General features: G+C 73.4%; 13 protein-coding genes. 9 read left to right on the plus strand and 4 right to left on the minus strand.

What is annotated here, in order from left to right:
• Positions 1-56: 56 nt before the first annotated feature.
• A complete protein-coding gene (locus tag HUX53_RS34200) occupies positions 57-533 on the minus strand; it encodes a Crp/Fnr family transcriptional regulator (protein ID WP_217920243.1) in 477 nt (158 codons plus the stop codon).
• Positions 534-725: 192 nt separating this feature from the next.
• Here HUX53_RS34200 and HUX53_RS34205 point away from each other — a divergent pair, with 192 nt between their 5' ends.
• The 4 genes from HUX53_RS34205 (at position 726) to HUX53_RS41925 (ending at position 5757) form a co-directional block, all read left to right on the plus strand.
• Complete coding sequence (locus HUX53_RS34205; RefSeq protein ID WP_176407417.1) at positions 726-2273, plus strand: AAA family ATPase; 1548 nt, start codon at positions 726-728, stop codon at positions 2271-2273.
• On the plus strand, positions 2270-2941 hold the full coding sequence (locus HUX53_RS34210; RefSeq protein ID WP_176407418.1) for a response regulator transcription factor: 672 nt from the start codon (positions 2270-2272) through the stop codon (positions 2939-2941). The genes HUX53_RS34205 and HUX53_RS34210 overlap by 4 nt, the downstream gene beginning before the upstream one ends.
• A gap of 14 nt (positions 2942-2955) precedes the next feature.
• Entirely contained in the window at positions 2956-5568 is a 2613-nt protein-coding gene (locus tag HUX53_RS34215) for an HAD-IC family P-type ATPase (RefSeq protein ID WP_176407419.1), read from the plus strand.
• Positions 5569-5631: 63 nt separating this feature from the next.
• Positions 5632-5757 carry a hypothetical protein gene (locus HUX53_RS41925; RefSeq protein WP_255205915.1) on the plus strand — a complete coding sequence of 42 codons (126 nt, stop codon included), beginning with the start codon at positions 5632-5634 and terminating at the stop codon, positions 5755-5757.
• On the opposite strand, the gene HUX53_RS34220 is transcribed toward HUX53_RS41925, so the two are convergent.
• Genes HUX53_RS34220 through HUX53_RS34230 form a run of 3 tightly spaced genes read right to left on the minus strand, consistent with a single transcriptional unit; the run spans position 5744 to position 8779 of the window.
• On the minus strand, positions 5744-6121 hold the full coding sequence (locus HUX53_RS34220; RefSeq protein ID WP_176407420.1) for a putative zinc-binding protein: 378 nt from the start codon (positions 6119-6121) through the stop codon (positions 5744-5746). The two genes, HUX53_RS41925 and HUX53_RS34220, sit on opposite strands and share 14 nt — an antisense overlap.
• A 10-nt stretch (positions 6122-6131) precedes the next feature.
• Entirely contained in the window at positions 6132-6566 is a 435-nt protein-coding gene (locus HUX53_RS34225) for a hypothetical protein (protein WP_176407421.1), read from the minus strand.
• Positions 6563-8779: a multicopper oxidase domain-containing protein gene (locus HUX53_RS34230; protein WP_309237561.1), complete on the minus strand. Its 2217-nt coding sequence runs from the start codon at positions 8777-8779 to the stop codon at positions 6563-6565. The genes HUX53_RS34225 and HUX53_RS34230 overlap by 4 nt, the downstream gene beginning before the upstream one ends.
• A 148-nt stretch (positions 8780-8927) precedes the next feature.
• On the opposite strand from HUX53_RS34230, the gene HUX53_RS34235 reads away from it, so the two are divergent.
• Genes HUX53_RS34235 through HUX53_RS34255 form a run of 5 tightly spaced genes read left to right on the plus strand, consistent with a single transcriptional unit; the run spans position 8928 to position 13392 of the window.
• Positions 8928-9896: a hypothetical protein gene (locus HUX53_RS34235; RefSeq protein WP_176407423.1), complete on the plus strand. Its 969-nt coding sequence runs from the start codon at positions 8928-8930 to the stop codon at positions 9894-9896.
• Positions 9897-9919: 23 nt separating this feature from the next.
• Complete coding sequence (locus HUX53_RS34240; protein WP_176407424.1) at positions 9920-10417, plus strand: hemerythrin domain-containing protein; 498 nt, start codon at positions 9920-9922, stop codon at positions 10415-10417.
• Positions 10410-11822 carry a nitronate monooxygenase gene (locus tag HUX53_RS34245; RefSeq protein ID WP_176407425.1) on the plus strand — a complete coding sequence of 471 codons (1413 nt, stop codon included), beginning with the start codon at positions 10410-10412 and terminating at the stop codon, positions 11820-11822. The genes HUX53_RS34240 and HUX53_RS34245 overlap by 8 nt, the downstream gene beginning before the upstream one ends.
• Entirely contained in the window at positions 11819-13084 is a 1266-nt protein-coding gene (locus tag HUX53_RS34250) for a TIGR04053 family radical SAM/SPASM domain-containing protein (RefSeq protein WP_217920244.1), read from the plus strand. Before HUX53_RS34245 ends, HUX53_RS34250 begins: the two co-directional genes overlap by 4 nt.
• Positions 13039-13392 (plus strand): PRC-barrel domain-containing protein, encoded by a 354-nt coding sequence (locus HUX53_RS34255; RefSeq protein WP_176407426.1) that lies wholly within the window; start codon positions 13039-13041, stop codon positions 13390-13392. Before HUX53_RS34250 ends, HUX53_RS34255 begins: the two co-directional genes overlap by 46 nt.
• The last annotated feature ends 24 nt before the right edge of the window (positions 13393-13416 follow it).

Here is a 13416-nt window from a genome sequence, read left to right on the forward strand (position 1 = left end):
AGATGTGTATAAGGGACGGGGCACCGCCCCGCCCCCCGACCGTCCCGCCTGACCCGTCAGGGCTGCGGTGCGGGCACCGGGCGGGAGTTCTCCAGGAGCCGCAGCTGGGCGACCTGCAGCCGGTCGACGACGAGTTCGGTGAAGCGGCGGGTCAGCTCGTAGCCGAGCGCGGGGTCGACCGCGCAGAGCGTGCGGACCAGCCGCCCGTCGAACTCGATGGCCTCGACGTCCGTGAGCGCCGTCGCGCCGAAGCGCCACCGGTAGGGGCGGAACAGCCAGGACCAGCCGAGGACCGAGCCGGGCCCGAACGTGTCGACGACGACCGTCCCGCCCTCGGGCACGCGCAGATCGAGGGCCACCGTCCCCGCCCGGATCAGCCAGAAGCGCTCCGCGGGCTCGGACTCGGCGATGATCCGCCGTCCGGCCGGGATCTCGGTGGCGCGGGCGGTGGTCGCCAGCCTCGCCAGGTCGGCGCTCCGCATCCCGCGCAGGAAGGACTCGCGGGCCAGGTCCGCCGCGGTAATGGTCTTCACCGGTTCGCCCCCGATCTCGTGTCGAGCGTGTCACGCACCCCTCCATCTCACCGCGGGAGTGACCGGCGACACAGGGCCGAAGGGCCCTTCGCGGCGGGACCTCTGCCGGGACGGCCGGGCCCCTCGGCACTGATAGACGGCCGTGATCGCGGGGAGGGTGGGGGTACCCGAGCCGAGGACGTGAGAGAAGCGATGGCCGACGCCGCAGTCAGCGAAACGCACATCGGCGTGGTGTTCTTCGTCGGTGACCGCGCCTACAAGCTCAAGAAGCCGGTGGATCTGGGCTTCCTCGACTTCAGCACCCGGGAGTTGCGCGAGCGCGCCTGCCGGGACGAGGTCCGGCTCAACCGGCGGTTCGCCCCCGACGTCTACCTCGGGGTGTCGGACGTGCACGGGCCGGACGGCGACGTCTGCGACCACCTGGTCGTCATGCGGCGGATGCCCGCCGACCGGCGGCTGTCGCACCTGGTGGAGGAGGGCGCGCCGGTCGAGGACGCGCTGAACGACGTCGCCCGGATCCTCGCCGCCTGGCATGCCCGCGCACCGCGCGGCCCCGCCGTCACCGCCCACGGGACGCGCGACGCCCTGCACGCCCGCTGGCGCGACAGCTTCGACCAGGTGCGCCCCTTCCACGGCGACGTGCTGGACGAGGCCGCGGCGGTCGAGATCGAGGATCTCGTCACCGCGTTCCTCGCCGGCCGCGAGCCGCTGTTCGACGCGCGCATCGCGGACGGGCGCGTGGTCGACGGCCACGGCGACCTGCTGGCCGGGGACGTGTTCTGCCTGGACGACGGACCACGCGTCCTCGACTGCCTGGAGTTCGACGAGGCGCTGCGCTCGCTGGACGGGCTCGACGACGCGTCCTTCCTGGCCATGGACCTCGAACGCCTCGGCGCCCCGGAGCTGGCCGACCGCTTCCTCGGCTGGTACGCCGGGTTCGCCGCCGACCCGGCGCCGTCCTCGCTGCGCCACCACTACATCGCCTACCGGGCGTTCGTCCGCGCCAAGGTCGCCTGCCTGCGGCACGAGCAGGGCGGCGCGGACACCGCCGCCGAGGCGCGCTCGTACGCCGACCTGGCGCTGCGGCATCTGCGCGCCGGGCAGGTCGGCCTGATCTTGGTCGGCGGGCTGCCGGGCACGGGCAAGACGACGCTCGCCGGCGCGCTGGCCGACCGGCTCGGCTGCACGCTGATCAGCAGCGACCGCGTCCGCAAGGAACTCGCAGGGCTCGCGCCTCTCGACTCGGCCGCCGCCGACTACGGAACAGGCCTCTACTCCCCCAAGCAGACCCGGCGCACGTATCGGGAACTCGCGGATCGCGCCGCGACGCTCCTCCAGCACGGCGAAACGGTCGTCCTGGACGCCTCCTGGACGTCCGAGGAGGCACGGAACCTGCTCGCCGAAGTCGCCGACCGCGAGCACGCAGCGATGTACGCACTGCGATGCGACGCGCCGGAGGACGTCACCGCCGAGCGGATGCGCGCCCGCCCGCAGGGCCTCTCCGACGCCGACGCCGACATCGCCGCCGCCATGCGGGCGAACGCCGCGCCATGGCCGGAGGCCGTCGCCATCGACACCAGCAGCTCGCCGGAGAAGTCGCTGGAACAAGCACTCGCGGCCGTCCGCCCGGTTCGGGACCTTGGTCCCTTCGATGGCGGGACGTCCGGTGAGTGTGGCTCCGCCCGGCCAGCGGGTAACGTCCAGTCCGTCGGCGACGAGGCGAAGGACGATGCACCATGAGCGGCGAGGCTGCCAAGACGATCCGGGTGTTCCTGCTGGACGACCACGAGGTCGTCCGCCGCGGGGTGGCGGCGCTGCTGTCGGCCGAGGACGACATCGAGATCGTCGGTGAGGCCGGCACCGCCGAGCACGCCCTCGCCCGCATCCCCGCCGCCCGCCCGGACGTGGCGGTGCTGGACGTCCGGCTCCCCGACGGCGACGGCGTCAGCGTCTGCCGCGAGATCCGCTCCCAGATGCCCGACCTGGCCTGCCTGATGCTGACCTCCTTCGACGACGAGGACGCCCTGTTCGAGGCGGTCATGGCGGGGGCGGCCGGGTACGTCCTCAAGCAGATCCACGGCTCGGACCTGGTCGGCGCCGTCCGCACCGTCGCCACCGGCCAGTCGCTGCTCGACCCCCGCTCCACCGCCCGGATGCTGCAGCGGCTCCGCGACCGGCAGGAGAAGCAGGACCCGCTCAAGGGCCTCACCGAGCAGGAGCGCCACATCTTCGACCTCATCGGCGAAGGCCTGACCAACCGGCAGATCGGCGAGCGCCTCTTCCTGGCCGAGAAGACCGTGAAGAACTACATCTCCAACATCTTCGCCAAGCTCGGCATGAGCCGCCGCACCCAGGCCGCCGCGCTCGCCGCGCAGCTCAAGGCCGACCGCAGGGACTCCCGCCCCTAGCCGGCGGTGACGCGATGACGACGGCTCCCGCACCCTACCGCCGGCCCGCCGAGGACGTCGTCCGCGACCTCGGCGGCGACGCGGCCCGGGGCCTGACCTCGGCCGAGGCGGCTTCCCGGCTGGAGCGGGACGGGCCCAACACCCTGCCGACCGCGCGCGGACGCGGCCCGGTGCTGCGCTTCCTGCTCCAGTTCAACAGCCCGCTGATCTACGTCCTGCTGGCGGCGGCGCTGATCACGGGCCTGCTCGGCGAGCGCGTGGACGCGCTGGTCATCCTCGGCGTGGTGGTCGTGAACGCGATCGTCGGGTTCGTCCAGGAGTCGCGGGCGGAGAAGGCGCTGACCGCGCTGGCCGCGATGGCGCGGACGACGGCGGTCGCCGTCCGGGACGGCGCGCGAGTCGGCGTCCCGGCGGCGGACCTGGTGCGCGGCGACCTGGTCGCACTGGAGGCCGGCGACAAGGTACCGGCCGATCTGCGGCTGCTGCGCACCGACGAGCTGGCCGTGGACGAGTCGGCGCTGACCGGCGAGTCGGTCCCCGTCACGAAGGACCCGGCGGCGCTGCCCGAGGTCGCCCTCGCCGACCGCACCGCGATGGCGTTCTCCGGGACGCTGGTGACCGCCGGCGCGGCCACCGGCCTGGTCGTGGCGACCGGCACGGACACCGAACTCGGCGGCATCGACCGGCTCGTGCACACCACCACGGCGGTGCAGACGCCGCTCACCCGCAAGATCGCCCAGTTCAGCAAGGTCGTGACGGTCGCGATCCTGGTGCTCGCCGCGCTCACCTTCGTGATCGGCATCCTGCGCGGCCGGGACGCGACCGAGATGCTGACCGCCGCCGTCGCGCTCGCCGTCGGCGCGATCCCCGAGGGCCTGCCCGCCGTCGTGACGATCACCCTCGCGCTCGGCGTCGCCCGGATGGTGCGGCGCGGCGCCATCGTCCGGCACCTGCCCGCCGTGGAGACGCTCGGCGGGACGACCGTCATCTGCACCGACAAGACCGGCACGCTCACGCAGAACCAGATGACCGTCACCGCGATCACGGCGGGCGGGCGCGACTACACCGTCACCGGCACCGGCTACGCCCCGGACGGCGCGATCGAACTCGACGGCCGCGCGATCGACCTCGCCGAGCACCCCGTCCTCCGGGAGACGCTGCTGACCGGGTTGGGCTGCAACGACGCGCGGCTCGCCGAGAGGGACGGCGGCTGGGGGATCACCGGCGACCCGACGGAGGGAGCCCTGGTCACCAGCGCCGCCAAGGCCGGGCTCGGCGACGTCCCGGCCCGCACGGCCACGCAGCCGTTCAGCTCCGAGCGCCGCTACATGGCGACGCTGCACGAGAACGGCACCGTGTACGTCAAGGGGCCGGTCGAGCGGATCATGGAGTTGTGCGACGACGCCGCCGGGCCCGGCGGCGCTCCCGTTCCCCTGGATCCGGCGGCCGTCATCGCCCGCGCCGAGACCTACGGCGCCGAAGCCCTGCGCGTGCTGGCCTTCGCGCGCGGCCGCGCCGAGACGCTGGACGAGCTGCCCCGGCTGACGTTCCTCGGCCTGCAGGCCATGCTGGACCCGCCCCGCCCGGACGCCGCGCGGGCCGTCCGGACCTGCCACGACGCCGGCATCCAGGTCAAGATGATCACCGGTGACCACGCCGCGACCGCCGCCGCGATCGGCGCCCGCATCGGGCTGGCGGGCGAGGTCATGACCGGCGCGGACCTCGCCGCCGACCACTCCCCCGAGCGCCTGGCGGCGACCACGGTCTTCGCCCGCGTCTCGCCCGAGCAGAAGCTCCGCCTCGTCCAGGCGCTGCAGGGCTCCGGGCACGTCATCGCGATGACCGGCGACGGCGTCAACGACGCGCCGGCGCTCAAGCAGGCCGACATCGGCGTCGCGATGGGCCGCACCGGCACCGACGCCGCCAAGGAGTCGGCGGACATGGTGCTCACCGAGGACGACTTCACCTCCATCGAGCGGGCGGTGGAGGAGGGCCGCGGCGTCTTCGACAACCTGGTGAAGTTCATCGTGTGGGCGCTGCCGTCCAACATCGGGCTCGGCCTGGTCCTCGTCGCCGCGATCGTCGCCGGGACCGCGCTGCCGATCCTGCCGCTGCAGGTGCTGTGGCTCAACATGACGGCGGTGCTCGTCCTCGGGTTGCCGTTCGCGGTCGAGCCGAAGGACGAGCACATCATGAGCCGCCCGCCCCGCGACCCGGGGCTGCCGCTGCTCACCCGCGCGATGACCACCCGGCTCCTGCTGGTCTCGGCGATCCTGCTCGCCGGCTCCTTCGGCCTCCAGCACTGGGAACGGGGGCACGGCGCGTCCCCGGAGGTCGCGCAGACGATCGTCGTCAACGTGTTCGCGCTGACGCTGCTGACCTACATGTCCAACTGCCTCTCGCTGGATCGGCCGCTGCTGTGGTGCGGTATCCGCCGCAACCCGTGGGTCGCCGTCAGCGTCCTCGCCCTGGTCGCGCTCCAGGTGCTCTACACGTACGCGCCCTTCATGAACGACGTGTTCGGCTCGGCGCCACTCGACGCGGCCGCCTGGGCCCGGATCGTGGTCATCGCCGTCGCCTCCTACCTCGTGATCGAGGGGCTGAAGCTCGTCCAGCGCGGCCGCTGAGCCGGACTTGTGCCGAACGGTCCGGCAGCCGGGGACCAAGGTCCTTAGCCGGGGCGCCCGCCCGTGCACAAGGCCTCCGTCCAGCACCTGTACGCGAACCGGGACTCCGTCGGCGGGCTCCGCATGACGTACGAGCCGCCGACGCTGCGCTTCTTCACGGCCCGCTTCGAACCGCTCAGCCGTTCTTGAGCTCCGTCTCGACCCGCTCCAGGAGCGTGTCGAGGACCTCTTGAGCCTGGGCGGGATCGAAGTCCTCGCCCAGGCGCTTGCGGACGCCGTCGTCGCTGAGCCGGTGGTGGACGTCCGGCGTCACGTCGTGCCGGTCGAGGCAGTGGCGGGCGCACTCCAGGGCGCAGCCGTCGATCGCGATGATCCGGCGTCCGCTGGTGGCCTTGCGGACCAGGCTCTTCACGTCCCCGCCGACGCCCGCGATGCAGGACATCTCTGCGACGCCGCGGCGGTCGAGCTGGATCGCCAGCCAGTTCGTCATCTGCGCGGCGCTGGAGCAGCCCGAACACGAGTAGACGAGCGGCAGTTCACGGCGGTCGGTCATGAGTCTCCCCCTAGGTGGTGGGCAGGGCGGTGGCGATGAGGACGATGCCGACGGAGCCGACGAGCGAGGTGATCGCCATGGCCCGCGCGAAGGACGGATGCCGGGAGCTGGCCCAGCCGTGCACGCCGGCGACGGCGACGACCGCGCCGAACAGCAGCAGCTTGGCGGCCAGGATGCGGCCGTAGCCGGGTTCGACGAGCGACGCCCAGGTGACGCCCTTGTGCCGGGCCATGGCCACGCCCGTGGTGATCTGCACCGGCAGGAAGATCGCTCCGGTGAAGATGCCGAATCGGCGGCCGACCTCGCGCGCCATCCCGGCGAACTGCTCTGCGGGGAGCTTCTGCCGGGCGAGCGGCAGCAGCACGAGGGAGATGGTGAGCTGCCCGCCCACCCACAGCGCGGCCCCCGAGACGTGGAAGAAACGGATGACGGACCACCAGGTCATCGGGTCACCTTCAGGATTCCGTGGGCGCCGTTCTCGGCGTGGCGCATGTCGTGGTCGACGAAGGGGTAGTGGCCGGGTTCGGGCATGACGGTTTCGACGAAGCCGCCTTGGCCGGGGGCCAGGTCGAGGATTTGCGAGCCGCCTGGGTCGCCCTTGCGCAGTAGGTAGGCGCCTTCCTTGTAGACGGTGTCGAACTGGGCGCCCACGATGTGGAACGCGGTGCTGGAGGACGGGCCGGCGTCGACCACCCAGACGCGGACGCGGTCGCCGGCGCGGGCGGTCAGGGGGGCGTGGTCGTAGCCGGCGGCGGTGCCGTTGAACATCCAGGCGTCCGGGCGGCCCTCACGCATCTTGGCGACCTGGGCGGCCGAGCCCGGTTGCCCCAGGTACAGCTCGCCCTGCACCAGGACGTATTCGCGGTCGACCGAGGGCAGGTCGGGTGGGTCGATGATGACCGCGCCGTACATGCCGTTGGCGATGTGCTGCAGCATCGGCATGGTCGAGCAGTGATACAGCCACGCCCCCGCATGTTCGGCCTTGAAGCGGTAGGTCAGGCGTTCACCGGGCTGGATCGTGCGCATCGGCACGTCCGGGGCGAGCGACCCAGCGTGGAAGTCGATGCCGTGGCCCATGGTCGTGTCGTTGACCAGGGTGATGACGAAGGTATCGCCGATCTTGCCGCGCAACACTGGGGCGGGGACCGTGCCGCCGAACGTCCACATCGTCTGCTGAACACCGGGCGCCACCTCCAACTGGCGGTCGGTGGCGTGCAGTTCGACGCGGTGTTCCTTGGCGCCAGGCGCCGACTTGAGGGCTGCGTCGTAGGGCTTCCAGCCGGGGGACGGATGTGCCATCACGTCGGGTTGGTCTGAGGCCGTCGTGTGGTGGCTCGCCGTCTTGATCTGCATGGTCATGCCTGCTGCGCGGTGACCGGGGACCGTGCACCAGCCGTCGATCGTGCCCTTCACCGACGGCACCGTCAGGGTCGCCGACTCGCCCTTGTCCAGCATCGGGGTCGCCTGGCCTGAGTCCAGGCGCAGGTCGTGCTGCATCGCGTCCTTGTTGGTGACGCGTAGGACGAGGCGTGTGCCGGGGGCGGCTTCGATCGTCCCCGGGCTGATGCGCATGTTGGCCAGCGTTACGTCCACCACGCGGGTTCCCGACGCGGCGACCGTCTGCACGGGCGCCTCGGTCTGGCCGCTTGTCGCGAACACCACCGCAAGGGCGGTCAGCAGGCAGCCGACCGCGACACCCGCGATGGGCGGCGACAGACGGGACCTCAGCGATCGGATGGCGGCAACGACGGCTAGCAGCACGAAACCCCCCAAAGCGATTGGCAGCAGCGGTTCGAGGCCCTGCGCGACCTCGGCCGGCGGACGGGTGGCGACGATGACCAGGTCGGTGACGAGGGCAATGAGGAACCAGGCAGTTGCGGCGGCGAGCATCCATGCGGCTGGTGTGTGCCGGCGGGTGCGGACGAACGGGACGAGCGACAGCGCGGCGCCCGCCGTGTAGAGCAGGAGCCCGGCCAGCGCGATCCAGCGTGCGTTCGCGGCGAGGGCGATCACGGCCACGACCAGGCCCGGCACGGTCAGGCACAGGGACAGGCGGGCGAGCGCGGCGGGGACCCGGATGCGCAGCACCGTCGGCCACAGGGCGAACAGGGTGCCGAGCAGGGCCAGGCCGACCCAGCCGAGGAGGTTCGCGTGCATGTGCGCGGCCTCCAGGCGCATGTGCCACATGGCCGGGGCCCGGCCCGACGCCATCCAGCCGCCGAGCGTCCCGCCCGCGATCAGGGCGAGGCCCGAGGACGCGTACCAGGCCACCACGTGACCGAACCGGCCGCGCCAGGCGCGCCGCGACCGGACGGTCAGCACGGTCACGTAGGCGCACACGATCCCGACGACGATCGCGGCGCCGGCCGTCGCCAGCTCCGGGTGCCCGTTGGTGGCGCCGCGCAGGACGGCCGCGACCCCGGCGTTCAGGGCGAGCAGCCGAGTCGCCGGCCACCATTGGGGCGGGGCGGGCAGCCGCAGCCGCGCGGTCGCGAAGCGGTCCGTCCAGGCGACGATGGCGTTGGTCACCGCGCCGAGCAGGAACACGTGGATCAGCAGCCAGTCCGGGGCCGGCAGGTGGTCGCGGACGAGCACGGCCAGCGCGGTCAGCAGGAGCCAGGCGAGCACGACGGCGTTCGCGGCGCGGTCAACGATCACGATCCCAGAGTTCCGGCCGCGCGCGCGGTGCCAGGAGGGTCCAAGGTCCCGTCCTTGGTCCCCGGCGCGGGGGACCTTCGGCCCTGTGGCGGCCGCACCGGCGGCCGGGAGCCTGAGGAGGCACAGCGGCAGCACGAGGAGGTGCGCCATGCCCCATCCGTACGCGACGCACGTCGGGGTCCGGCGTCTGGTGACCGCGGCCATCGCGGCCCCGTCGGTGCACAACACCCAGCCGTGGTTCTTCCGGCTGGACGAGGACGCGGCGGTCATGGAACTGCACGCGGACACCGGGCGCGGGCTGCCGGTCATCGACCCGCGCGGCCGGGCGCTGCACATCAGCTGCGGCGCCGCCCTGTTCAACCTGCGGCTGGCGATCCGGGTGACCGGGCACCGGCCGCTGATCGAGCCGTTCCCGGACGCCGCGCGGCGGCCGGACCTGCTCGCGGCCGTCCGGGCGGCGGACGCGCCGATGCCGTCGCCGAGCCTGGCGGAGCTGTACGCGACGATCCCGCACCGGCGCACCAACCGCCGGCCGTTCGGGAAGCGGCGGGTGCCGCAGGTCGTCCGGGACGAGCTGGCGGCCGCGGCGCGGGAGGAGGGCGCGGTGCTGAACCTGCCCGGCCCGCAGACCACGGCGTACCTGCTCGGCCTGATCGCCGCGGCGGACGCCAAGCTCGTCGCCGACCCGGCCTACCTCGCCGAGCTGGCCCGCTGGACGCCGGACCGGACCCGCGGCGACGGCGTCCCCTGGTACTCGTTCGGGCCGCGGCCGACCGGCCGGGGCCTGCCGCTCCGCGACTTCGGCCCGGAGGGCCCGGCCGGCGGGCGGGACGTCGACGACTTCGCCGCCCGCCCGCAGCTCGGCGTCCTGCTCACCCGGGGCGACGGGCCGCAGGACTGGCTGCGCGCCGGGCAGGCGCTGCAGCGGGTCCTGCTCACCGCCGCGCGGCGCGGCGTGTCGTCCTCGCTGCTGTCCCAGCTGCTGGACGCGCGCGGGTCCGGGCCGGCGGAGCCGCAGCCGCACGGCCACATCCAGGCGATCATCCGGTTCGGCTACGGGCCGCTCGTGCCCGGCACGCCGCGCCGCCCGTTCCCCGAAGTCCTCGAACGCGTCTGACCCCGTCCAGAGAGAGGCGAACGATGCCCACACTCGTCCAAGAGTTCACCGATGTGTTCCGCACGGAGCACCGCGGTGTCCGCGACCTCCTGCTCGACCTGGTGGAGGCGTTCCGGCTGCGCGACACCGAGCGGGTGCGCGAGCTGGTCGCCGCCGTCGACGCCGCCACCGGACCGCACTTCCGGTACGAGGAGGAGTCGATGTATCCGCAGCTCGTCGCCATCTTCGGCGCCGAGTACGTGGCGAAGCTGCTCGCCGACCACGACGGCGCGATCCGGAACGTCCGGCGGCTCTACGGGCTCGCCGAGCACGACCGGCTGACGCCCCGGCAGGCCGAGCGCGGGATCGCGCTGACCCGGCAGATCCTGCCGCACGTCAGCGACTGCGACGGGCTGTCGATCATGGTGGAGACGCTTCCCGACGAGACGGTGGACGCCATCCTGGCGACCCGGCGCGACGCGCGCGCCGCCGGCCTGGACCTGCTGACGTGGGCGGCGACGGCGCGGGAGCGGGATGTCTGAGCCGGACCCGCCCCGCATCGTCCAGGGCGGCATGGGCGCCGGCGTCTCCGGGTGGCAGTTGGCGAACGCCGTCGCCCGGACAGGCCAGCTCGGCGTCGTCTCCGGGGTCGCGCTGGACGCCCTGCTCGCCCGCGGCCTCCAGGCCGGGGACGAGGGCGGCCACCTGCGCCGCGCCCTCGCGCACCTGCCGCTGCCGGGGGTGGCCGACCGGATCCTGGACCGCTACTTCATCCCCGGCGGGATCGAGCCGGGCGGGCGGTACCGGCCGGTGCCGAAGCTCGGCCTGCGCGCGAACAGGGCCCGCGACGAGCTGACCGTCGCCGGGAACTTCGCCGAGGTGTGGCTCGCCAAGGAGGGGCACGGCGGCCCGGTCGGGATCAACTACCTGGAGAAGATCCAGCTGGCCACCCCGCCCGCCGCCTACGGCGCGATGCTGGCCGGCGTCGACTACGTGCTGATGGGCGCGGGGATCCCCAGCGAGATCCCCGCGCTGCTGGACGCCCTCGCCGCCGGATCTCCCGGGAAGGTGACCGTGACGGTCGCGGGCGCCGAGGAGGGCCGCCCGTTCTCGTTCGACCCGGCGTCGCTGTCCGGGGTCACGACGGAGCGGCCGCGGTTCCTGGCGATCGTGTCGTCGTCCGTCCTCGCCATGTACCTGCACCGATCGCCCGCCACCCGGCCGGACGGGTTCGTGCTGGAAACGGCCGTCGCGGGCGGGCACAGCGCCCCGCCGCGCGGGCGGCTGCGCCTGGACGACGACGGCGAGCCGATCTACGGGCAGCGGGACCGGATCGACCCGGCGAAGGTCGCCGCGCTCGGCCTGCCGTTCTGGGTGGCGGGCGGCTACGCGCGGCCCGGCACGCTCGCCGAGGCGCGCGCCGCCGGTGCCGCCGGCATCCAGGCCGGCAGCGTGTTCGCGCTGTGCCGGGAGTCCGGCCTCGCCCCCGACCTGCGGCGGGAGCTCGTCAAGCGGGCGCTGGACGGCACGCTCCGGGTCCGCAACGACCCGCGCGCCTCGCCGACCGGGTTCCCGTTCAAGGTCGCCGCGCTGCCGGGCACGCTCTCCGAGCCGGATGTCTACGCCGAGCGCCCGCGGCTGTGCGACCTGAGCTACCTGCGGACCCCCTACCTGAAGGAGGACGGGAAGGTCGGCTACCGCTGCCCCGCCGAACCCGTGGACGCCTACGTCCGCAAGGGCGGGACCGCCGTGGAGACCGACGGGCGCCGCTGCCTGTGCAACGCGCTCGTCGCGAACATCGGCCACGGCCAGCACCGGCCGGACGGCTACGTCGAGCCGCCGCTGCTCACCCTCGGCCAGGACCTCGGCTTCCTGCCCGACCTCGTCCGCGCGATCGGCGGCGACTACTTCGCCGCCGACGCCATCGACTACCTGCTGGAAACATGAAACAGATCCGCGTGCCCCGCCACGACATCGCCGACCGGCCGTTCATCGTGATCTGGGAGGCGACGCAGGCGTGCCCGCTCGCCTGCCGGCACTGCCGCGCCGAGGCCAGGCCGGAGCGGGACGCCGGCGAGCTGAGCACGGCCGAGGCGTTCGACCTGATGGAGCAGGTGGCCGAGTTCGGCGGCCCGCCGCCGATGTTCGTCATCACCGGCGGCGACCCGTTCCAGCGGCCGGACCTGTTCGACCTCGTCCGGCACGGCGCCCGGATCGGCCTGCCGGTCGCGGTGTCCCCGTCGGGTACGCCGACGCTCACCGAGGACGGCCTGACCGGGCTGCGGGACGCGGGCGCGCGCGCCATCTCGCTGAGCCTGGACGGGTCGACCGCGCGGATCCACGACGACTTCCGCGCCACGCCGGGCGTCTACGGCTGGACGCTCGACGCCTGGCGGGCCGCCCGCGGCCTCGGCCTGAAGGTGCAGATCAACACCACCGTCACCGGGCACAACCTGACCGACCTGCCGGAGATCGTGCGGATCGTCCACGAGATGGGCGCCCTCACCTGGAGCGCGTTCCTGCTCGTCCCGACCGGGCGCGGCAGGCTGCTGCCCGGCCTCGACGCGCACCAGGTGGAGGACGTCCTGAACTTCGTGTACGACGCGGGGGCGCACATTCCCGCCCGGACGACGGAGGCGCACCACTTCCGCCGGATCGTCGTCCAGCGGGAGATCCTGCGGCGGCACGGCGAAGACCACGTCGCCGCGCTCGGCCTGGGCCCGCTCTACGCCGACCTGCGGCACCGGCTGACCGAGCTCGACCTGCCGATGCGGCGTGTTCGGCGTGCACCCATGGACGTCAGCTCGGCGCGCGGGTTCGTGTTCGTCTCGCACCGGGGCACCGTCCACCCCAGCGGGTTCCTGCCGACGCCCGCAGGCAGCGTCCGCGACGAGCGGCTGCCCGGCATCTACCGGACGTCGCCCCTCTTCACCGGCCTGCGCGACCCCGCCAACCTCACCGGCAAGTGCGGCGCCTGCGAGTTCCGGACGATCTGCGGCGGCTCCCGCTCGCGGGCCCTGGCCGTCTCCGGCGACCCGTACGCGGCCGAACCCTGGTGCTCCTACACCCCCGGATCCTTCCCGTACCAGGCCGACATATCTGCCGCGAGCTGGGTAGATGACGTCCGAGAAGGCTTTTCCGACGCAACGGCTGGACAAGGGACATGTTCGAGATCGAGGACATCCGGGAGTGGCGCGGCCGGACGGTGATCGACGAGTCCGGTAGCAAGATCGGTGAGCTGGAGGCCGTGTACGTCGACACCCTCACCGACCAGCCGGTCTTCGCCACCGTGAAGACGGGCATGCCGATGCGGCAGCGGCTGGTGTTCGCGCCGCTGGACGGGGCGACCGTCGGCCCCGAGCACCTGCGGGTCGCCCGCGAGAAGAAGCAGATCAAGAACGCGCCCGCGATCGACACCGACGGGGAGCTGCTCGCCGGCGACGAGGGCGCCGTCTTCGCCCACTACGACCTGGCCTACGAGGCCGCACCGGACGAGCGCCGGCTCGCGCGCCGCTGACCGCGGGCACCGCCCGGCCGAAGG

Source organism: Actinomadura sp. BRA 177, assembly GCF_013372625.1.
Taxonomy (GTDB): Bacteria; Actinomycetota; Actinomycetes; order Streptosporangiales; family Streptosporangiaceae; genus Spirillospora.